The sequence below is a fragment of the Delftia deserti genome (assembly GCF_042653485.1).
Lineage (GTDB): Bacteria > Pseudomonadota > Gammaproteobacteria > Burkholderiales > Burkholderiaceae_C > Comamonas > Comamonas acidovorans.
In genome coordinates, this window is record NZ_JBHSIH010000001.1 from 6,192,644 (window position 1) to 6,214,160 (window position 21,517).

At 65.5% G+C, this 21,517-nt stretch carries 19 protein-coding genes; 3 read left to right on the forward strand and 16 right to left on the reverse strand.

The genetic code is table 11. From position 1 onward, the window contains the following. Positions 1–170: 170 nt before the first annotated feature. From ACFPFG_RS29120 to gyrA, 16 genes are all read right to left on the reverse strand, one after another. A complete protein-coding gene (locus ACFPFG_RS29120) occupies positions 171–557 on the reverse strand; it encodes a monovalent cation/H(+) antiporter subunit G (protein WP_183019724.1) in 387 nt (128 codons plus the stop codon). After that, positions 554–832 (reverse strand): K+/H+ antiporter subunit F, encoded by a 279-nt coding sequence (locus ACFPFG_RS29125; RefSeq protein ID WP_012206532.1) that lies wholly within the window; start codon positions 830–832, stop codon positions 554–556. Before ACFPFG_RS29125 ends, ACFPFG_RS29120 begins: the two co-directional genes overlap by 4 nt. Then, the gene (locus tag ACFPFG_RS29130) at positions 829–1,320 is read right to left on the reverse strand and encodes a Na+/H+ antiporter subunit E (RefSeq protein WP_016450497.1); all 492 of its coding nucleotides are present in this window, start codon (positions 1,318–1,320) and stop codon (positions 829–831) included. Before ACFPFG_RS29130 ends, ACFPFG_RS29125 begins: the two co-directional genes overlap by 4 nt. Continuing rightward, on the reverse strand, positions 1,317–3,113 hold the full coding sequence (locus tag ACFPFG_RS29135; protein ID WP_183019725.1) for a monovalent cation/H+ antiporter subunit D: 1,797 nt from the start codon (positions 3,111–3,113) through the stop codon (positions 1,317–1,319). Before ACFPFG_RS29135 ends, ACFPFG_RS29130 begins: the two co-directional genes overlap by 4 nt. Then, positions 3,110–3,475: a Na+/H+ antiporter subunit C gene (locus ACFPFG_RS29140; RefSeq protein ID WP_012206529.1), complete on the reverse strand. Its 366-nt coding sequence runs from the start codon at positions 3,473–3,475 to the stop codon at positions 3,110–3,112. The genes ACFPFG_RS29135 and ACFPFG_RS29140 overlap by 4 nt, the downstream gene beginning before the upstream one ends. Next, entirely contained in the window at positions 3,475–6,453 is a 2,979-nt protein-coding gene (locus tag ACFPFG_RS29145; protein ID WP_374617389.1) for a monovalent cation/H+ antiporter subunit A, read from the reverse strand. The genes ACFPFG_RS29140 and ACFPFG_RS29145 overlap by 1 nt, the downstream gene beginning before the upstream one ends. 139 nt (positions 6,454–6,592) lie before the next feature. After that, a complete protein-coding gene (locus ACFPFG_RS29150) occupies positions 6,593–6,970 on the reverse strand; it encodes a ComEA family DNA-binding protein (RefSeq protein ID WP_197955810.1) in 378 nt (125 codons plus the stop codon). 260 nt (positions 6,971–7,230) lie between these two features. Then, positions 7,231–8,406 carry a lipopolysaccharide assembly protein LapB gene (lapB, locus tag ACFPFG_RS29155; protein WP_312378450.1) on the reverse strand — a complete coding sequence of 392 codons (1,176 nt, stop codon included), beginning with the start codon at positions 8,404–8,406 and terminating at the stop codon, positions 7,231–7,233. Further along, complete coding sequence (locus ACFPFG_RS29160) at positions 8,396–8,716, reverse strand: LapA family protein (RefSeq protein WP_312378448.1); 321 nt, start codon at positions 8,714–8,716, stop codon at positions 8,396–8,398. Before ACFPFG_RS29160 ends, lapB begins: the two co-directional genes overlap by 11 nt. 80 nt (positions 8,717–8,796) lie before the next feature. Continuing rightward, positions 8,797–9,138 carry an integration host factor subunit beta gene (locus ACFPFG_RS29165; RefSeq protein ID WP_063325833.1) on the reverse strand — a complete coding sequence of 114 codons (342 nt, stop codon included), beginning with the start codon at positions 9,136–9,138 and terminating at the stop codon, positions 8,797–8,799. 90 nt (positions 9,139–9,228) lie between these two features. After that, positions 9,229–10,932 carry a 30S ribosomal protein S1 gene (gene rpsA, locus ACFPFG_RS29170; protein ID WP_288124655.1) on the reverse strand — a complete coding sequence of 568 codons (1,704 nt, stop codon included), beginning with the start codon at positions 10,930–10,932 and terminating at the stop codon, positions 9,229–9,231. Positions 10,933–11,098: 166 nt separating this feature from the next. Next, the gene (locus tag ACFPFG_RS29175) at positions 11,099–13,126 is read right to left on the reverse strand and encodes a bifunctional 3-phosphoshikimate 1-carboxyvinyltransferase/cytidylate kinase (protein ID WP_380109386.1); all 2,028 of its coding nucleotides are present in this window, start codon (positions 13,124–13,126) and stop codon (positions 11,099–11,101) included. Between the two features lie 114 nt (positions 13,127–13,240). Then, entirely contained in the window at positions 13,241–14,119 is an 879-nt protein-coding gene (locus tag ACFPFG_RS29180; RefSeq protein ID WP_380109387.1) for a prephenate dehydrogenase, read from the reverse strand. Continuing rightward, entirely contained in the window at positions 14,119–15,219 is a 1,101-nt protein-coding gene (gene pheA, locus ACFPFG_RS29185; protein WP_013801628.1) for a prephenate dehydratase, read from the reverse strand. The genes ACFPFG_RS29180 and pheA overlap by 1 nt, the downstream gene beginning before the upstream one ends. A gap of 19 nt (positions 15,220–15,238) precedes the next feature. Then, positions 15,239–16,348 (reverse strand): 3-phosphoserine/phosphohydroxythreonine transaminase, encoded by a 1,110-nt coding sequence (gene serC, locus ACFPFG_RS29190; RefSeq protein WP_012206519.1) that lies wholly within the window; start codon positions 16,346–16,348, stop codon positions 15,239–15,241. A gap of 123 nt (positions 16,349–16,471) precedes the next feature. Continuing rightward, on the reverse strand, positions 16,472–19,138 hold the full coding sequence (gene gyrA / locus ACFPFG_RS29195) for a DNA gyrase subunit A (protein ID WP_380109390.1): 2,667 nt from the start codon (positions 19,136–19,138) through the stop codon (positions 16,472–16,474). 229 nt (positions 19,139–19,367) lie between these two features. Between gyrA and ompA the strand changes: the two genes are divergently transcribed. The 3 genes from ompA (at position 19,368) to ACFPFG_RS29210 (ending at position 21,505) form a co-directional block, all read left to right on the forward strand. Continuing rightward, positions 19,368–20,027 (forward strand): outer membrane protein OmpA, encoded by a 660-nt coding sequence (gene ompA / locus ACFPFG_RS29200; protein ID WP_183019732.1) that lies wholly within the window; start codon positions 19,368–19,370, stop codon positions 20,025–20,027. Positions 20,028–20,111: 84 nt separating this feature from the next. Beyond that, entirely contained in the window at positions 20,112–20,834 is a 723-nt protein-coding gene (ubiG, locus tag ACFPFG_RS29205) for a bifunctional 2-polyprenyl-6-hydroxyphenol methylase/3-demethylubiquinol 3-O-methyltransferase UbiG (protein WP_183019733.1), read from the forward strand. A 5-nt stretch (positions 20,835–20,839) separates the two neighbouring features. After that, positions 20,840–21,505: an HAD family hydrolase gene (locus ACFPFG_RS29210; protein ID WP_183019734.1), complete on the forward strand. Its 666-nt coding sequence runs from the start codon at positions 20,840–20,842 to the stop codon at positions 21,503–21,505. Positions 21,506–21,517 lie beyond the last annotated feature (12 nt).

Below are 21,517 nucleotides of genomic sequence, written 5' to 3' on the forward strand. Positions count from 1 at the left end.
AGCGCAGATGATGACTGCACTATACGCTCACAAACTCATAGCCGCAGGGCCCGCATATCCGGTGCTTTGCGCATTGACGCGGCCATGGATGCATTCGTATGCTCAGCGGTTGAGGACAGGGCTTTTGCCCGCCCGCCCGCATCGGCGGGGATTTCAGGCCCGGTTGCGCTTCAGACGTCCGGGTGTTCGACCGGCTCGTTGCGCACGACGCTGCTCAGCGGCGGCGGCACGTCCTGGCCTGCGCGGCGTGCCCGGAACAGGGCTGCACGCATCAGGAAGATGGTGGTGATGGGCACGGTCACCGAAATGAAGACCGCAATCAGCAGCGCATGCACGGCCAGGCTCTGGCCGCTGACGGAAAAGTAGATCCAGGTGGCATGCATGATCAGCCAGCAGCCCATGGTAGCGATGATGGAAGGCGCATGCACGCGCTCGAAATAGCTGCCCAGACGCCACAGTCCCATGGAGCCGAGGAAGGCGATGATGGCGCCGCCCAGCGCCAGCGCGGCCACCAGGATCTGGCACCACAGCGGCAGCGTGGTGGTTTCCGGCATCATTCGATCACCTCGCCGCGCAGCAGGAACTTGGCCATGGCCGTGGAGCCCACGCAGCCGAACAGCGCGACCAGCAAGGCCGCCTCGAAATAGCTGGTGCTGTCGTAGATGATGCCCATCAGCAGCATGGCCAGCATGCCGTTCAGGTACATGCAGTCCAGCGCCAGCACGCGGTCCTGGGCGTGCGGACCCTTGAGCAGGCGCAGCACGGCGCAGCCCATGGCGGCGACCAGCAGGCCCAGCGCGAACATCAAAGTCCAGTGGAACCAGGGCATCATTCGAAAATCTCCATCAGGGGGCGCTCGTAGGAGCGCTTGACGTGCTGGACGATCTCTTCGGGATCATCGACCTCCAGCACATGCAGCATGAGCTGGGAGCGGTCGCGCGAGATCTCGGCCCAGGCCGTGCCGGGCGTGATGCACACGATCATGGCGAGCACGGCCAGGCCGTTGGGATCGCGCAGTTCCAGAGGGATGCGCACGAAGTTGGCCGGGTGCTTGCGCATGCCCGGAAACAGCATGAACCGCACGACATTGAAGTTGGACACGGAGGTGTCCCAGACCACGCGCAGCCCCAGGCGCACGATGGTCAGCGGATGGCGCACGCGCACGGGCAAGGGACGCAGGCCGCGCAGCAGCAGCGGCAGCAACAGGCCCAGCAAGGCGCCCAGCAGGATCTGGCCGCTGCTGAACGAGCGGTTGAGCAGAAGCCACAGCAGGAACAGCGCCACCGACAGCAGCGGCGCGGGCAGCAGGGTTTTCATCATCGGGACTCCTCCTTGCCGGCGGTTGCTCCTGCATCGCCTATGCCAGCGGGTATGGGCGCGCCGCTGGCCTGGGCTGCTGCGCGCGCTGCGCCTTCGGGGCCGGCTTGCAGCCGGGCCTTCTTTTCTGCCGGGCTGGGCTCCGGCTGCGTGCCCATGACGGAGCGCACATAGACATCGGGCGCCAGCAGCGCATCGGCCGCACGCTGCGTGTAGCCCATCAGCTCGCCACCGCGCACGGTGAGTGCCACGCAGCAGGCCAGCAGCACGGCGATGGGCAGGCCTTCGGTCACGCGCAACGAGGGCGAGTTCTGCTCCTCGCTCGCCCAGAAGTGGCGTATGCCGGCGCGCACCAGCGACAGCAGGGCCAGCAGCCCGGTGATGATCATCAGCGCCACCAGCAACCAACCGGCCCAGCCGGCCTGGAAGCCGCTGGAGTTGCCCAGGCCCAGCGGGTTGAGCAGGGCAGACAGCATGGCGAACTTGCCCACGAAGCCCGACAGCGGGGGCAGGCCGGTGACCACCAGCGTGGCCAGCATGAAGCTCAGGCCGATGAAGGCGGCCGCGGCGGGAATGGCGCGGCCGATCAGCACCTCTTCGGATTCGTCGAGGTTGAACCCCTCGGTGGGAAGCAGCTCGGCATTGAGGAAGGGCGCCTCATCGTCCTCATAGGGCTCGCCCGCGTCGTCGTCCACGCGCCAGCGGTCCACCACGTCGGCAATCAGGAAGAGCGCGCTCACGGCCAGGGTGGAGCTGGGCAGGTAGTACAGCAGCCCCGCCGTCAGCGCGTTCTGGCCAAAGCCCGAAGCGGCCAACAGGGTGCCCGACGAGAGGATGGCCGCAAAACCCGCGATATGCGTCAGCCGCTGCGAGCCCAGCATGCCCAGGCCCCCGAAGGCCATGGTCAGCATGCCGCCGACGATCAGCCAGGTGCTGCCGAACAGGGCGGAGGCGCCGGCCTCGGAGCTGAACAGCAACGTCCACAGCCGCAGCACCACGTAGACGCCCACCTTGGTCATGAGGGCGAACACTGCGCCCACGGGAGCGGTGGCTGCGCTGTAGGCCGGCACCAGCCAGAAGTTCAGCGGCCACATGGCCGCCTTGGTCAGGAAGGCAATGCCCAGGATGGCAGCGGCCGAATGCAGCAGCCCGCGGTCGGCGCTGCTGACCTGGGGGATGGCACGTGCCAGGTCGGCCATGTTCAGCGTGCCGGTCAGGCCGTAGAGCATGGACACGCCGATGAGAAACAGCGACGAGGCCGCAAGATTGATGGCGATGTAGTGCAGGCCCGCCTGGATGCGCGCCCGGCCGGAACCATGCAGCACCAGTCCGTAGGAGGCCGCGAGCATGATCTCGAAGAACACGAACAGGTTGAACAGGTCCGCCGTGAGGAAGGCACCGCTCAGGCCCATCAGCTGGAACTGGAACAGCGAGTGAAAGTGCATCCCCGCGCGGTGCCAGCGGGCGCTGGAGAAGACCAGCGAGGCCAGGGCCACCGTGTAGGTCAGCACCAGCATCATGCCGGTCAGGCGGTCCAGCGCCAGCGAAATACCGAAGGGCATGGGCCAGTTGCCCGGCATGTAGACGCCCAGGTTGACGGGTGCGCCGGCCTGGTCGGTCCACAGCATCAGCATCACGGCCACGCCCAGGCCCAGCAGGGTGGAGACCAGTCCAAGAGCGAATTTGAGGCGCTGGCGCTCTTCGCGCAGCAGCAGCATCAGCGCTGCCGAGAGCATGGGCAGCACGATGGGCGCCAGCATCAGGTGCGGCATGAGACGGGCGGTCAGCTCGTTCATGGCATCTCCTGCTCGGTGCGGGAATGGGCTCCGTCCACATGGTCGGTGGCCGTGGTGCCGCGCGAGGCCAGCAGCACCACCAGGAACAGCGCCGTCATGGCAAAGCCGATCACGATGGCCGTGAGCACCAGCGCCTGGGGCATGGGGTCGGCATAGTGCGCAAGATCCTGCGGCACGCCGGCGCGCAGCACGGGCTCCTTGTCTATGGCCAGGCCCTGGCGGCCCATGCTGAAGATGAAAAGGTTGACTGCATACGACAGCAGGGCCAGGCCCATGATGACCTGGTAGGTCCGTGGGCGCAGCAGCAGCCACACGCCCGAGCCGGTCAGTACGCCGATGGCAATGGCAAGCACGACTTCCATCAGAAACCTCCTCGTGCAAGCGCTGCAGCGGTGGCCTGCTGCACGGCGGCTTCGGCCTCTTCGGCCTGTTGTTGCTGCTCCTCCAGCAGGCGGGCGTGGTAGCGGTGGCTGCGCACAGATTGGTGGGCGATGGCCGTCAGAATGAGCATGGTCGCGCCTACCACCAGCGAGAACACGCCGATGTCGAAGAACAGGGCGCTGGCGAGATGCACGTCGCCGACGACTGGCAGGGTCATATGGAAGGTGTGGCTGGTGAGGAAGGGATAGCCGGCCACGATGGAGCCCATGCCGGTACCCAGTGCGAACAGCAGGCCGACACCGATCCATCGGCGCGGGAAGATCGGCAGGTGGGCCTCGACCCACTGCGTGCCGGAGATGATGTATTGCATCAGCAAGGCGACGGAGAACACCAGGCCGGCCACGAAGCCGCCGCCGGGTTCGTTGTGGCCGCGCATGAAGATGTAGACCGAGACCAGGGCCGCAAAAGGCAGCAGCAGGCGCACCAGCACGGCGGGCACCATCAGGTAGCCCACGGCCGTATCGCCGGCATTGCGCGGATTGAACAGATCGGTCTGCAGGTCACCAGGCATGTAGCGTTGCTGCTCGGGCAGGTCCAGCGTCTCGCGCGCCGGGCGAAAGCGCCGCAGCAGCGCATAGACGACCAGGGCCACGATGCCCAGAACCACGATTTCGCCGAAGGTGTCGAAACCCCGGAAATCCACCAGCATCACGTTGACCACATTGGTGCCGCCGCCATCGCTGAGCGCATGTTCCAGGAAGAAGGTGGAGGCGCCGTCATAGAAGGGGCGGCTCATCATGGCGAAGGCCAGCCAGGCCATGCCGCCCCCGGCCACCAGCGACAGCAGCAGGTCGCGCATGCGGCGCGAGCGGGCGCGCAGCTCGGCGGACAGCACGGGAATGTGAAGGCTCTTGTCCCGCTTGGGCATCCAGCGCAGGCCCAGCAGCATCAGCACCGTGGTGGCGACCTCGACGACCAGTTGGGTCAGCGCCAGATCGGGTGCCGAGAACCACAGGAAGGTCAGGCAGGTGCACAGGCCCGCGCCGCCCAGCATGATCAGCGCCGTCAGCCGGTGGTACTTGGCCTTCCATGCCGTGCCCAGGGCGCAGAGAATGCCCACGGCCCACAGCATCACGAAGGCGGGCGACAGCGGCAGCATGCCCCGGTCGCCCAGCTTGATGCCTTGCAGCCACAGCGGCAGAGCGCCGGCCAGCACGGCGGTGCAGACCAGCCACAGCATCTGCCACTGCAGACGCATGGTGGACAGGCGCCGGCGCGACCAGCGGCCCAGCAGCGACAGGCGGGCCAGCAGGTTCTCGAAAACACGCTGTCCGCTGATCGTGCCCACCAGCGGCGCGGTATCCATATGGCCGGCCTGGCGCTGCCAGCGCAGCAGCATGTACAGCAGGATGCCGCCGATCAGCGCCACAAGGCTCATGATCAAGGGCATGTTCCAGCCGTGCCAGATGGCCAGGCTGTACTCGGGCAGATCGCCGCCTACCACGGGCGTGGCGGCTGCTGCGAGGAAGCTGCCCACGGCCCACGCCGGCAGCATGCCGACGACCAGGCAGGCCAGCACCAGCAGCTCGACGGGCACGCGCATCCAGTGCGGCGGCTCGTGCGGTTCGTGCGGCAGGTCGGTTGCCTTGGGGCCGAAGAAGACGTCGATGGTGAAGCGCAGCGAATAGGCCACGCTGAACATGCCCGCCACCGTGGCGGCCACCGGCAGGGCAGTGCGCACCCAGGGGGCGGCGTCCAGGTAGACGGTCTCGGCGAAGAACATCTCCTTGGACAGGAAACCGTTGAGCAGCGGCACGCCCGCCATGGCCGCGCTGGCCACGCAGGCCAGCGTGGCCGTGATGGGCATCATGTGCCGCAGGCCCGAGAGCCGGCGGATGTCGCGCGTGCCGCTTTCATGGTCGACGATGCCTGCGGCCATGAACAGCGAGGCCTTGAAGGTCGCATGGTTCATGATGTGGAACACCGCAGCCACGGCGGCCAGCTTGCTGTTGAGGCCCAGCAGCAGCGTGATCAGGCCCAGGTGGGAAATCGTCGAATAGGCCAGCAATCCCTTGAGATCGTGCTGGAACATGGCCAGATAGCCGCCGATGAGCAGCGTTGCCGCGCCGGCTCCGCCCACCAGCCAGAACCAGGCATCGGTATCGCCCAGCACGGGCCACATGCGCGCCAGCAGGAAGACGCCGGCCTTGACCATGGTGGCGGAGTGCAGATATGCCGACACCGGCGTGGGTGCGGCCATGGCGTGCGGCAGCCAGAAGTGGAAGGGGAATTGCGCGCTCTTGGTCAGTGCGCCCAACAGGATCAGCACCAGGGCGACCAGGTACAGCTGGTGGTCACGTACCTGCTGGCCGGCCACGAGCACGTTGTCCAGGTCATAGCTGCCCACGATGTGGCCCAGCACCAGCATGCCCGCCAGCATGGCCAGGCCGCCCGTTCCCGTCACCGTCAGCGCCATGCGCGCGCCCCGGCGCGCATCCTTGCGATGGTGCCAGTAGCCGATCAGAAGAAAGGAGAAAAGGCTGGTCAGCTCCCAGAAGAAGGCAATCTGGATGATGTTGCCCGACAGCACCACGCCAGCCATTGCGCCCATGAAGGCCAGAAAGAACGAGAAAAAGCGCGGCACGGGATCGGCCGGCGACATGTAGTAGCGCGCATAAAGTACCACCAGCGAACCGATGCCCAGCACCAGCATGCAGAACATCCAGGCGAAGCCGTCCATGCGGATCACCAGGTTCAGCCCCAGGGCCGGCAGCCACTCGACCTCCTGGCGCAACACCTCTCCATCGGCGATCTGGGGGAACAGCAATGCAGTCTGGATGGCGCAGCCGAGGGCGATGACGCCGGCCAGCGTTGACTCCGTATTGCGCGCATTGGCGGGCAGCATTGCGGCAATCAGGCTGCCGATAAAGGGTAGGAGGATGAGGGTGATCAGGGGCATGGGCGGTTCATTTTACGGGCAAGGTTTTTTGCTTCGCTATGAAAACCTGAGCATGTTTCAGGCTATGGCCGCGCATACCCCGAGGGTAGTACGCATGAAAAACCCGCCGAAGCGGGTTGGATAGAGACAGTTGGCGTACTCAGGAGGCCGCGCCGGCCTTGGCTGGCGTGGCCGGTTTGGTGGCCTGGTCCTTGGTCGGCTTGGCGCCCTTGGCTGTCGTGTCCTTGGCATCGGGCTTGGCGCCCTTGCCCTTGTAGCTGCTGCCGTTGACCGTCAGGCCGTCACCCGAGAGCTTTGCGGCGGTCGGTTCGCCCACGCCTTTGACCCGGGCAATGAAATCGGGCCAGTCCTTGAAGGCGGAGGATTTGCGCTCTTCGAGAATGCGTGCCGACATGGCCGGGCCAATGCCCTTGATGGACGTCAGTTCGGCTTCATTCGCCTTGTTGACTTCCACCGCAGCCAAGGCCATCACGGACCACAGCAGTGCAATGAAGCCAGTCATCAGTTTTCTGAACATACAAACCTCCTGATCCCAAAATGTTGAGGGCCGCAACATTGCGACCCAGAGGCATCTTATGCAGGGCCTTGGCGTGCGGCTAGGCGGTGAAGGAGGCCGGCAGGCCCGAGCAGGCAGGGCCGAAAGTGTCCAAAGCCAATGGCCATGCGCCTGCCAAGGCGGTTTCTAGGAATACTCTGAAAATACACCGTCCGTGCCGTGTTTGCCAATGGGGGTGACGCGATGCAGGGGATGCGGCTGCTTTCCGCCGCTGCCCCGGATCACAGTTCCTCGACGCGCCGGGCCGGATAGCTGTCCCAGCTCTGGCAGCCGGGGCAATGCCAGAAATGCTGGCGCGCCTCGAAGCCGCAGGCCGCGCAGCGGTAGCGGGTCAGTGGCTTGGCTGCGTGGTCCAGCGCGCGTTGCACGGCCGGGTGGTATTGCTCCTCGGCCAGCTTCTCGCCGGCCAGCCACTGCGCGGCGGCCACCAGGGAGGGCTCCCTGTCCAGATGCTGGACCAGGCGTGCGCGTCCGGGTGCCCTGGTTTCACGATCGTTGCCGTGTGCTTCAATTTGAGCGTCCAGCGCGACCAGCGCCTGCAGCAGATCCAGCGAGGGTGCCTGCTCGTACTGCTGGCTGAGCAGTTGATGGATGTGCTGGCGCTGGCCCGTGGCGGCTGCAATGTCCACCAGCAGCTGGGCTGCCAGCGGCAGCGCGGCGGGGGATTGCTCGGCCAGGCTCTCCAGCGTATGCAAGGCCTGGGCCGATTGCCCCATGCGGTGCAGCAACTGGGCATGCTCCAGGCGCGGGCGTGCGGCCTGGGGTGCGGTGGCGATGGCTTGCTGCAGCCGCTGCAGCGCCTCGGACTGCTGGCCCTGGGCCAGCAAGGACTGGGCGTCTTCGCACAGGTAGTGGGCCAGCCGGCCACTGAAGTCCCCCTGGCTGGCATCCTGCATGCGGCGAGCAATGGCGGCGGCCTGTGTCCAGTCGCGCGAGCGTTCGTAGATGGCCAGCAGTGCCAGGCGGGCCTCGGCCTCGAAGGCCGTACCTTCCAGGCGGCGCAGCGCGTCCTCGGCACGATCGAGCAGCCCTGCCTTCAGAAAGTCCTGGGCCAGCGCATGCTGGGCACGGTCGCGGTCCACGCGGCTGAGGTCGCCGCGCGACAGCAGGTGCTCGTGCACGCGCACGGCGCGGTTGTATTCGCCACGGCGGCGGAAGAGGTTGCCCAGGGCGAAATGCAGTTCCGAGGTGTCGGGGTCGTTCTGCACTGCTTCGATGAAGGCGTCGATGGCCTTGTCCTGCTGCTCGTTGAGCAGGAAGTTCAGGCCCTTGAAATAGGCCTTGGGTGCCTGGCGGTTTTCGGCGCGAATCTGCCGCAGGTCCCAGCGCGAGGCCAGCCAGCCCAGCACGAAGGCCACGGGCAGGCCCAGCAATATCCAGCTCAGATCAAATTCCATGCACGTCGCCCGGCAGGATGGGGGATGGGGCGGTCTTGGGCGCCGTGGCCGCTGCCGGTGCCTCGGCCGTGGCAGGCACCGCAGCCTGGGTCGAGCGTGCGGCGTTGCGGTGCTTGAGCCAGCGCGGCACCATGCCCAGAACGCCCACGATCAGGCCCAGCGCGAAGGCGGCCAGCACCACCAGTACCAGTGGCGCAGTCCAGGAGGTGCCGAAGAAGAAGTGCACCGTCGCGTCCTGCTGGTTGTTCAGCGCGAAAGCGAACAGCGTAAAAAAAATGGCCGCCTTGAGCAGCCACAGGAAGTACTTCATGTGTTCCCTTGTGTGACGGGAACGATTCTAGAGCCTGGCGGAGAGGGCGGCTGCGGCGCGCGCAGCCGGTCAGCCGACTTTCAGGCGGCAGGGCCGGTGCCTGTGCCGGAGCCTGTGTTGTCTGTATCGATGACTGCGCCGGGGCGCAGGTCCACGGCTTCGCGCAGGGCCTTGCCGGGCTTGAAGTGCGGCACGCGCTTGGACGGAATGTGGACGGCCTCGCCACTGCGGGGATTGCGGCCCATGCGGGGCGGGCGATGGTTGACCGAGAAACTGCCAAAGCCGCGGATTTCGATGCGATGGCCGCGCACCAGGGCATCGCTGACGGCGTCAAGAATCGTCTTGACGGCCTGCTCGGCATCGCGCTGGCTCAGTTGGCCAAAGCGGGCTGCGAGTTCTTCGACGAGATCGGATCGGGTCATCAAGGATAGGAATCAGGGGTTGAAATGGCGACGGGCGCCCGGAGGCACCCGTCGCATCCGACCTTCAGCGGTCAGCAGGCTGGCTGCTGATTACTTGTCGGAGTTGTCCAGCTTGGCGCGCAGCAGGGCGCCCAGGCTGGTCGTGCCGGCGTTTTCCTTGGCCGACTGGGCGGACAGGGAAGCCATGGCTTCTTGCTGGTCAACCTGGTCCTTGGCCTTGATCGACAGCTGGATGTTGCGGGTCTTGCGATCCACATTGACCACCACGGCGGTGATCTCGTCGCCTTCCTTCAGCACCGAGCGGGCATCTTCCACGCGGTCCACGGCGATTTCCGAAGCACGCAGGTAACCGATGATGTCTTCGCCCAGGTCGATTTCAGCACCACGTGCGTCCACCGTCTTGACCTTGCCCGACACGATCTGGCCCTTGTCGTTCACGGTCACGAACGTTGTGAAGGGGTCGCTGTCCAGCTGCTTGATGCCCAGGGAGATGCGCTCGCGCTCGACGTCCACGGCCAGCACGATGGCTTCGACTTCCTGGCCCTTCTTGTAGTTGCGCACGGCGGCTTCGCCGGGCTCGTTCCAGGACAGGTCGGACAGGTGCACCAGGCCGTCGATACCGGCAGCCAGGCCCACGAACACGCCGAAGTCGGTGATCGACTTGATCGGGCCCTTGACGCGGTCGCCGCGCTTGGTGTTTTGCGCGAACTCTTGCCAGGGGTTGGCCTTGCACTGCTTCATGCCCAGCGAGATGCGACGCTTGTCTTCGTCGATCTCCAGCACCATGACTTCGACTTCGTCACCCAGGGTCACGAGCTTGGTCGGAGCAATGTTCTTGTTGGTCCAGTCCATTTCGGAGACGTGCACCAGGCCTTCGATGCCGGGTTCCAGCTCGACGAACGCGCCGTAGTCGGCAATGTTCGTGACCTTGCCGAACAGGCGGGTGCTCGAGGGGTAGCGGCGCGAAACGCCCATCCACGGGTCGTCGCCCATTTGCTTCAGACCCAGCGAGACACGGTTCTTCTCGGTGTCGAACTTGAGGATCTTGGCGGTGATTTCCTGGCCAGCCTGCACGACTTCCGAGGGATGACGCACGCGGCGCCATGCCATGTCGGTGATGTGCAGCAGGCCGTCGATGCCGCCCAGGTCCACGAACGCACCGTATTCGGTGATGTTCTTGACCACGCCTTGAACGATGGCGCCTTCCTTCAGCGTCTCCATCAGCTTGGCGCGCTCTTCGCCCATCGAGGCTTCGACCACGGCGCGGCGGCTCAGCACCACGTTGTTGCGCTTGCGGTCCAGCTTGATGACCTTGAACTCCATCGTCTTGTTTTCGTACGGAGTCAGGTCCTTGATCGGACGGGTGTCGATCAGCGAGCCGGGCAGGAAGGCACGGATGCCGTTGACCAGCACCGTCAGGCCGCCCTTGACCTTGCCGGAGGTCGTGCCGGTCACGAATTCGCCCGATTCCAGGGCCTTTTCCAGAGCCAGCCACGAGGCCAGGCGCTTGGCGGTGTCGCGCGACAGGATGGTGTCGCCGTAGCCGTTTTCGATCGAGCCGATGGCGACCGACACAAAGTCGCCCACCTGGACTTCGATTTCTCCCTGGTCGTTCTTGAATTCGTCGATTGGCACGTAGGCTTCCGACTTCAGGCCAGCGTTCACGACGACGAAGTTGTGCTCGACGCGCACGACTTCAGCGGTGATGACCTCGCCAGGACGCATTTCCGTGCGTTGCAGCGATTCTTCAAACAGGGAGGCAAAAGATTCAGACATGTATTTCCTTGCCCGCAAACAGGTTTCCGCCGGCACTATTGCCAGGCGTTTCTAGGACTGCTTGCGGAGGTGTTGTGGGTTCAACCACGGTGTTGGAGTCTATGAACCTCGGGCCGTACACGGGGCGGTGCCGCCATGTCTGGGCCCGGAGGGCGGGTTGCCGGCCGTGCGGCGCAACTGGCAATCAGTCGCGGCCGAACGGCTGGCGTTCCTGCCACCACGAAAGCACCTGCTCTGCCACCTCTTCGATGGAGAGCTCGGAGCTGTCAAGCAGCATGGAATCCTGGGCGGGCTTGAGCGGTGCAACGCTGCGGTTCATGTCCCGCGCATCGCGTGCTTCAAGGTCAGCCCGAAGGGCGCTTATGTTAGCGGCAATTCCTTTGGAAATCAACTGCTTATGCCGGCGCTCGGCGCGACAGGCGGCGGAGGCCGACAAATAGACCTTGAGGGGAGCATGGGGAAAGATCACCGTGCCCATGTCGCGGCCGTCGGCAACCAGCCCCGGAAGCTGCTGGAAGGACAGCTGCAGGTCCACCAGTGCGTCGCGCACGGCAGGCAGGGCCGAGACGCGCGAGGCGTTCATGCCCGACTCCTCGCTGCGCAGGATGAGGGTGACATCCTCGTCGCCCAGCCAGATGCGCTGCTCTGCGTCAAAGCGCACGGGCAGCTCGCGCGCCAGCACGGCGATCTGCTGGGCATGCGGTTCGTCAAGCACCAGGCCGGCGCGCGATGCGGCCAGCCCCGTGAGCCGGTACAGCGCGCCCGAGTCCAGCAGGTGGTAGCCCAGGGCCTGGGCGACCTCGGCGGCAATCGTGCCCTTGCCCGAGGCCGTGGGGCCATCGATGCAGATCACGGGAATGCGCGCGCGGGCCGTCTCGCAGACCGAGAACAGGGCCTCGAAGTAGTCGGGGAAGGTCTTGGCGACGCACTTGGGGTCTTCGATGCGCACGGGCAGGGCGGCCGGATTGAAGGCCGCCAGCGAGAAGCACATGGCCACGCGGTGGTCGTCGTAGGTGTGGATGCTGGCCGCACGCCATGCGGCGGTGGACGCGGGCGGCGTGATGCGGATGTAGTCCGCGCCTTCCTCGACGTCGGCGCCCAGCTTGCGCAGCTCCTTGGTCATGGCCGCGATGCGGTCGGTTTCCTTGACACGCCAGCTTGCGATGTTGCGCAGCGTGGTCGTGCCATCGGCATACAGGGCCATGACGGCCAGCGTCATGGCGGCATCGGGGATGTGGTTGCAGTCCAGGTCGATGGCCTTGAGCGGCCATGCGCCACGGCGGATGCGCAGCCAGTTGGGGCCGCCTTCCACCTCGGCGCCCATGGCGCGCGCGGCCTCGACAAAGCGGATATCGCCCTGGATGGAGTCCAGCCCTACGCCGAGGATGCGGATGCCTTCGGCGCTGTCCGAGGCGATGGCGCCCAGTGCGATGAAGTAGCTGGCCGACGAGGCGTCTGCCTCGACATGGATCTCGCCCGGCGAGCGGTAGCGGCTGCCGGCCGGGATGGTGAAGCGCTGCCAGCTCTCGTTGTGCACGGCAATGCCGAAACGGGCCAGCAATTCCAGCGTGATGTGGATGTAGGGCTTGGAGATCAGCTCGCCCACGACTTCGATGGTGATGTCGCGCGTGCTGGCCAGCAGCGGCAGCGCCATCAGCAGCGAGGTCAGGAACTGGCTGGAGACATCGCCACGCACCTGGATGGGGCTGTGCGGCAGCTGCGAGAAATCGGGCTGGCGGATGTGCAGCGGGGGAAAGCCCTCGTTGCCCAGGTAGTCGATACGGCAGCCGAGCTGGCGCAGCGCATCGACCAGATCGCCGATGGGGCGCTCATGCATGCGCGGCACGCCGCTGAGCTTGAAGTCGCCGCCCAGCACGGACAGGGCTGCAGTCAGCGGCCGCATGGCCGTGCCGGCGTTGCCCATGAACAGTTCGGCGCTGGTGCCAGGGGGCAGGATGCCGCCCAGGCCGGTGATGCGCACGGGCTGGCCGAGGGTGATGGTCGCGGGCTCCACCGTGCAGCCCAGCTGCTGCAGGGCCCGGAGCATGACGCGCGTGTCGTCCGAGTCGAGCAGGTCGTGGACCACGGTCGTGCCCTGGCTCAGCGCCGCGAGCAGCAGCACGCGGTTCGAGATGCTCTTGGAGCCCGGCAGGCTCACCGTGCCCTGCGCGCGGGAGAGGGGAGGGAGATCGAGGAAGGCGGTACTGAACATGGCAATTCGGAGGCAAACAGGCTGTCGGGAGGCATTGCGGCCGCGCCGGCCGCAATGCACAGGAGCGCTTTGGGTGCGCCGGGCTTGCGTCTGGCGCTTGCCCTGCATTGCGCGTCAGCGGCGCGGGGCGCCCAGGCGCCAGTGGGCGCGCGCGGCGCTGGCCAGGGTCAGGCGGTCTTCAAGACCTTGTCCGTCACTGGCCTGGATCAGGGATTCGAGTTGCTGCAGCGCCTGCTGGAACTGGCGCGACTGTGCCAGAACCTGCTCGCTGTTGGCCAGCAGCACATCACGCCACATCTTGGGATCGCCTGCGGCAATGCGCGTGAAGTCGCGGAAGCCGGGGCCGGCCAGGGACAGCACGTCATCGGAGTCGGGCTGGGTGATCACACTTTGCATCATGGCGAAGGCCAGCAGATGCGGCAGGTGGCTGACCGTGGCAAAGGCGCTGTCGTGGGCTTCGGGCGACATGGCGCGCACGCGGCAGCCCAGCAGCTCCCACAGGGAGCGGGCCTTTTGCAGGTGGTCGGTCAGCGTGCGTTCGGTGGGCGTCAGGATGACCTGTGCGCCCTTGTACAGCTGGGGGTCGGAGTGCTCGACGCCCGAGACTTCCTTGCCTGCAATGGGGTGGGCCGGCACGAAGGAGCCGAGCTGGTCGCGCAGGGCCGAGCGGGCGGCATGCACCACATCGACCTTGGTGGAGCCCACGTCCATGATCATCATCTCGGGCGTGACCAGGTGCTTGATGGACTTGAGCGTGGCCTCGGTAGCTGCCACGGGCACGGCCAGCAGCACCAGGTCCGCACCGGCAGCGGCCAGCAGGGCAGAGGGGGCCTCCACATCGATGACGCCCATCTGGCGAGCGCGTTCGGTCGTCGAAGGCGACTTGCTGTAGCCCACGACGCGCTTGACCAGCCCTGCCTGCTTGAGCGCCAGGGCGAACGAGCCGCCCATGAGGCCGCAGCCGATCAGCCCCAGTTGTTCAAAGGGCTGCATCACTTGGATACCGGGTAGGTGCCCAGCACCTTGTAGAAGGCGCACAGGCCGCGCAGCTCTTCCAGCGCGCTGGCCACGTTGGGCTGGGCCGGGTGGCCTTCGAGGTCGATGTAGAAGTAGTACTCCCACTGGCCGGTGCGCGCGGGGCGCGACTCGAAGCGCGTCATCGACACGCCGTGCCTCTTCAGCGGCACCAGCAGGTCATGCACGGCGCCTGGGCGGTTGGGCACGGAGATGATGATGCTGGTGCAATCCTGGCCGCTGGGCGAGGGCGTGGCCAGCGTGTGCGGCAGGCAGATGACGGCGAAGCGCGTGCGGTTGTAGGCATCGTCCTGGATGGCATGCGCCACCACGTGCAGGCCGAATTGCTGGGCCGCGCGTTCGCTGGCCAGGCCGGCGATGTTGGGGTGCAGCGCCGCCAGGCGGGCGCCTTCGGCATTGCTGGACACCGGGCGGCGCTCGGCATGCGGCAGGTGCTTGGCCAGCCAGCCCTGGCACTGTGCCAGGGCCTGGGGGTGAGCCGCCACGACCTCGATGCCCTCGGTCGTGTTGCTGCTGCGAAGCAGGTTGTGGCGCACCAGCAGGCTGACCTCGCCCACCACGTGGCAGGGCGTGTGCAGGAACATGTCCAGCGAGCGCGTGACCACGCCTTCGTTGGAGTTCTCCACGCCCACCACGCCGTACTGCGCGCTGCCTGCTGCCGTGGCGTGGAACACCTCGTCGAAGCTGTTGCAGTACATCAGATCGGCCGCGCCGCCGAAGTACTGGATGGCGGCTTCCTCGCAGAACGTGCCCGCCGGGCCCAGCACGGCCACGCGCTGGGGCGACTCCAGCGCCAGGCAGGCCGACATGATCTCGCGCCAGATGGCCGAGACATGGCCGTTCTTGAGCGGGCCGGGGTTGGCGGACTCGATCTTCTGGATGACCTGGGCCACGCGGTCCGGGCGGAAGAAGGGCGTGCCTTCACGCTTCTTGACCTCGCCGACCTGCTCTGCCACGCGGGCACGTCGGTTCAGCAGATCCAGCAGTTGCTGGTCGATATCGTCGATCTGCACGCGCAGATGCGCCAGATCGGGAGAGGCTTGGGGTGTGGTGCTCATGGACGGGAGTGTGGGTCGGTCAGGCGTTGCGCTGTTCGAATTCGCGCATGTACTCCACCAGCGCCTGCACGCCAGCGATGGGCATGGCGTTGTAGATGCTGGCACGCATGCCGCCGACGGACTTGTGGCCCTTGAGCTGCAGCAGGCCGCGTTCCCGGGCTCCGGCCAGGAAGGCGTCATTGCGCGATTCGTCGCGCAGGAAGAAGGGGATGTTCATGCGCGAGCGGCAATTGGCAGCGACCTTGTTCACGTAGAACGAGGACTGGTCCACGTACTGGTAGAACAGGTCGGCCTTGGCGATGTTGCGCGCCTCCAGGGCGGCCACGCCGGTCAGGCCGCCTTCGGTCTGGCGCTTGATCCATTGGAATGTGAGGCCTGCGATGTAGATGCCCCAGGTCGGAGGCGTGTTGTACATCGACTGGTTGTCGGCCACGGTCTTGTAGTCGAAGGCCGAAGGGCAGGCCGGCAGGGCGTGGCCCAGCAGATCCTCGCGCACGATGACCAGGGTCAGGCCGGCCGGGCCCAGGTTCTTCTGCGCGCCGCCGAACGCCAGGCCCACGCGGCTCCAATCGACGGGGCGCGAGGCCACGTGCGAGGAAAAATCCACCACCAGCGGAGCATCGCAGCCCAGCGCCTTCAGGTCGGGCAGCTCCTGGAACTCCACGCCATGGATGGTTTCGTTGCTGCAGATGTGCACGTAGCTGGCGCCGCGGCTCAGTTGCCAGCTCTCGGGGGCGGGCAGGGCGGTGAACTTGCCGTCCTCGCCGCTGGCAGCGATGTGCGCGTCGGCCACGTACTTGCGTGCTTCCTTGGCCGACTTCTGGCTCCAGCTGCCGCTGAGCACGAAGTCCACCGTGCCTGCGCGCGACAGGTTCAGGGGAACGATGGCGTTCTCGGCCAGGCCGCCACCTTGCATGAACAGGATCTTGAACTCGGGCGGCACGGCCAGCAGCTCGCGCAGGTCGGCCTCGGCCTGTTCATAGATGGAGATGAACTCCTTGCCGCGGTGGCTCATCTCCATCACGCTCATGCCGGACCCGTGCCAGTCGAGCATTTCGGCGGCTGCCTGCTGCAGCACTTCGGCGGGAATGGCGGCGGGGCCGGCGGAGAAGTTGTAAGGGCGGTTCATGGAGTTCACTGTCAAGTCACGCGCAGGCGCCAGTTCGGGCGGTGCCTGCAACTGTCAAAAATCTGGGCCGCCGCTGGGGCTGCGCTCCCGGTGCGGGAGGCAGCCCCAGCGGCGGCTGGGTCATCAGGCGGGCTCGCCCGTGCCTTCGGCAGCGGCTTCGTCGCCGCCTGCGGCCTCCTCGCCCGTGGCCTCGTCCTCGACTTCGTTGGCATCGTTTTCAACGATGCGCTGCAGGCCGCCGAGCTTGGCGCCTTCGTCCAGGGAGATCAGCGTCACGCCCTGGGTGGCGCGGCCCAGTTCGCGGATTTCCGAGACCCGGGTGCGCACCAGCACGCCAGTGTCGGTGATCAGCATGATTTCGTCATCGGCATGCACCAGGGTCGCGGCGACGACCTTGCCGTTGCGCTCGGACTGCTGGATGGCAATCATGCCCTTGGTGCCGCGGCCGTGGCGCGTGTACTCGACGATGGAGGTGCGCTTGCCGTAGCCGTTCTCGGTGGCCGTGAGCACGCTTTGCGACTCGTCCTCGGCCACCAGCATGGCGATCACGCTCTGGCCTTCCTCCAGGTTCATGCCCTTGACGCCACGCGCGTTGCGGCCCATGGGGCGCACGTCGTTTTCGTCGAAGCGCACGGCCTTGCCGCCGTCGCTGAACAGCATCACGTCATGCTTGCCGTCGGTCAGCGCTGCGCCGATCAGGAAGTCGCCCTCGTCCAGGCCCACGGCGATGATGCCGGCCTTGCGCGGGTTGGAGAACTCGTCCAGCGCCGTCTTCTTCACGGTGCCCATGCTGGTGGACATGAACACATAGTGGTCGGCCGGGAAGCTGCGGTACTCGCCAGTCAGCGGCAGCACCACGTTGATCTTCTCGCCATCCTGCAGCGGGAACATGTTGACGATGGGGCGTCCGCGCGAGCCGCGCGAACCTGCGGGCACTTCCCAGACCTTGAGCCAGTACAGGCGGCCGCGGTTGGAGAAGCACAGCAGGTAGTCGTGCGTGTTGGCGATGAACAGCTGGTCGATCCAGTCGTCTTCCTTGGTGGCCGTGGCCTGCTTGCCGCGTCCGCCGCGCTTTTGCGAGCGGTACTCGGACAGCGGCTGGCTCTTGATGTAGCCCGTGTGGCTGAGCGTGACCACCATGTCGGTGGGCGTGATCAGGTCCTCGGTGGACAGGTCCTGCGCGCTGTACTCCACCGTGCTGCGACGGGCGCCGACCTTGCTCTGGCCGAACTCGGCCTTGATCTGCTTGAGCTCGTCGCCAATGATGGCCGACACGCGCTCGGGCTTGGACAGGATGTCCAGCAGGTCCTCGATGACGGACATCACGTCCTTGTACTCGGCGACGATCTTGTCCTGCTCCAGGCCGGTCAGGCGCTGCAGGCGCATCTGCAGGATTTCCTGGGCCTGGGTTTCGGACAGGCGGTACAGGCCATCGGCCTGCATGCCGAATTCGCGCTCCAGGCCGTCGGGGCGGTAGTCGTCGGCGTTGACCACGCCGCCATCGGTGCGGGTGCGCGTGAGCATCTCGCGCACCAGCTTGCTGTCCCAGTTGCGCGTCATCAGCTCGGCCTTGGCCACGGGCGGAGTCGGCGCGTTGCGGATGATGGCGATGAAGTCGTCGATATTGGCCAGCGCGACCGCCAGGCCTTCCAGCACATGGCCGCGCTCGCGCGCCTTGCGCAGCTCATACACCGTGCGGCGCGTGACCACTTCGCGTCGGTGCTGCAGGAAGACCTCGACCAAGTCCTTCAGGTTGCACAGCTTGGGCTGGCCATCGACCAGCGCCACCATGTTCATGCCGAAGGTGTCTTGCAACTGGGTCAGCTTGTACAGGTTGTTGAGCACGACCTCGGGCACTTCGCCGCGCTTGAGCTCGATCACCAGGCGCATGCCCGACTTGTCGGACTCGTCCTGGATGTGGCTGATGCCTTCGATCTTCTTCTCGTGCACCAGCTCGGCCATGCGCTCCTGCAGCGTCTTCTTGTTGACCTGGTAGGGCAGCTCGTCAACGATGATGGCCTGGCGCTGGCCGCGATCGATGTCCTCGAAGTGGCACTTGGCGCGCATCACCACGCGTCCGCGACCCGTGCGGTAGCCTTCCTTGACACCGTTGATGCCATAGATGATGCCGGCCGTGGGGAAGTCAGGCGCGGGAATGATCTCCATCAGCTCGTCGATGGTGGCCTGAGGCGTCTGCAGCAGGTGCAGGCAGGCATCCACCACCTCGTTGAGGTTGTGCGGAGGAATATTCGTGGCCATGCCCACGGCAATGCCCGAGGAACCATTGACCAGCAGGTTGGGCAGCCGCGCAGGCAGCACCAGCGGCTCGCGCTCGCTGCCGTCGTAGTTCGGGCCGTAGTCCACCGTCTCCTTGTCGATGTCGCCCAGCATCTCGTGGGAGATCTTGGACAGGCGGATTTCGGTGTAACGCATCGCCGCCGCGCTGTCCCCGTCCACCGAACCGAAGTTGCCCTGCCCGTCGACCAGCATGTGGCGCAGCGAAAAATCCTGTGCCATGCGCACGATGGTGTCGTACACCGCGATGTCGCCGTGCGGGTGGTACTTGCCGATCACGTCGCCGACGATACGCGCCGACTTCTTGTACGGCCGGTTCCAGTCGTTGTTGAGCTCGTGCATGGCGAACAGCACGCGCCGATGCACAGGCTTGAGGCCATCTCGCGCATCGGGCAGCGCCCGGCCCACGATCACGCTCATTGCGTAATCGAGATAGCTGCGACGCATCTCCTCTTCGAGGCTGATGGGCAGGGTTTCTTTAGCAAACTGGGTCATGTGTGGCGATACTCTGACGGCGGGAAAAGGCCCATTTTAGGTCGAATGACGTGTAGCAGCCGAGCAACATAACCCTGGAATTCCGCCGCTGTCCTACTTGTTGGCGCCCGCTTGGCGGTCCGTCTGCTTGTGACGTATGGCACAATCAATTCAACGTTTTTGGTGATGGTCACTGATGACGTCCACAGATTCGCAGCCCTGCTGCGGCTTTTTCCCCAAGAGGAGAACCATGAAGAAACTGAACAAAGTGGCGATGTTGTTTGCCTCTGCCGCCCTCGCAACGGCCGCTGGCGCACAAGTGAAGGCTGCTGACGGTGGCAAGACCATCGACAACTGGCAAAACGGCACCAGCGAACTGGTGTGGAAGAACGGCACGAACGAACTGTGCTGGCGCGATGCCAACTGGACGCCCGCCACTGCCGCAGCTGACTGCGACGGTGCTCTGAAGCCTGTGGCAGCCGCTGTGGCTCCCGCTGTGACGCCCGCTCCGGCAGCTCCCGCTCCGGCACCGGCTCCCGCTCCGGCCGTGGCTTCCAAGGTGACCTTCTCTGCTGACGCTTTCTTCGACTTCGACAAGTCGGTTCTGAAGCCCGAAGGCAAGGCCAAGCTGGATGACCTGGCCTCCAAGGTCAAGGGCATCAACCTGGAAGTGGTCATCGCCGTCGGTCACACCGACTCCGTTGGCTCTGACGCCTACAACCAGAAGCTGTCGGTTCGCCGCGCTGAAGCTGTGAAGGCTTACCTGGTGTCCAAGGGCATCGAAAAGAACCGCGTCTACACTGAAGGCAAGGGCGAAAAGCAGCCCATCGCCGACAACAAGACCAAGGAAGGCCGCGCAAAGAACCGTCGCGTGGAAATCGAAGTGGTCGGCACCCGCGCCGCTCAGTAATCTTTCGATTGCTTCCCGCAAAAGCCCCGGCAACGGGGCTTTTTTTATGGCCGAACGGTCGTCGCAATCACCGACAATCGAGCCATGAGCAACGCAATCAACGTCAATGCCGACCCGGCGGAGCTGGAGAAATTCTCCAGCCTGGCCCATCGCTGGTGGGACCCGGAAAGTGAGTTCAAACCCCTGCATCAGATCAATCCGCTGCGCCTGGACTGGATTGATGCGCAAGCTCCCTTGAAGGGCCTCAGGGTGCTTGATGTCGGCTGCGGCGGCGGCATCCTCGCCGATTCCATGGCCCGCAAGGGGGCGAGAGAGGTGGTGGGCATCGACCTGGCCACCAAGGCATTGCGTGTGGCCCAGTTGCATGCTCTGGAAACGGGTACGCCGAACATCCACTACCACGAAGTCAGCGTGGAGCGTCTGGCCCAGGAACAGCCGGGCTCCTTTGACGTGGTGACCTGCATGGAGATGCTGGAGCATGTGCCCGATCCCGCTTCCGTGGTCGCGGCCTGCGCCGAGCTGGTCAAGCCCGGAGGCTGGGTGTTCTTCTCCACGATCAACCGCAGCGCCAAGGCCTTTGGCCTGGCCATTGTGGCGGCTGAGTACCTGCTCAAGATGATTCCCAAGGGGACGCATGAGTACGCCAAGCTGATCCAGCCCAGCGAACTCGCCATGTTTGCCCGTCAGGCCGGCCTTGACCTGCAGGCCAGCAAGGGCCTGCAGCACAACCCCATCACCGGGCGCTACTGGCTCAGCGCGGACACGTCGGTGAACTACATGCTGGCAACGCGCCGGGCAGAAGGGTAGGCCGCATGTGGCAAGAAGTCCGAGCTGTTCTGTTCGACCTGGACGGCACCTTGATCGACAGTGCGCCCGACCTGGGTGCGGCCGCAGACAGGATGCGCATTGACCGTGGCCTGCAGTCGCTTCCTTATGAGCGGTATCGGCCCATGGCGGGCGCCGGGGCGCGGGGGATGCTGGGAGTGGGCTTCGGGCTCACGCCCGACTCGCCGGAGTTTCCGGAGATGCGCGAGGAGTTCTTCCGCAACTACGAGCAGTGCATGACCGAACGCACCTATGCGTTCGATGGTGTCCCGGAACTGATCGCACAGCTCCGGGCGGCATCCATGCCCTGGGGTGTGGTCACCAACAAATCCATGCGTTTCACCGACCCGCTGACGCAGCAGATGCCGCTTTTCGCGAGTGCGGGGGCTATCGTCAGCGGTGACACCACGCCTCACGCAAAGCCCCATCCAGCACCGTTGCTGGAAGCTGCCGCGCGTATCGGCCTGCCTCCCCGGTGTTTTGTCTATGTGGGTGATGATGAGCGCGACATCGTTGCAGGCAAGGCTGCGGGCATGAAGACCGTGGCTGCATGCTATGGCTACCTTGGTGCGGCCAGCGACACCTTGCACTGGCAGGCGGATGCGCAAATCAATTCTCCGCTGGAGCTCTTGAAACTGCTGGAAAGAGGCTAAGATAGGAGCCTT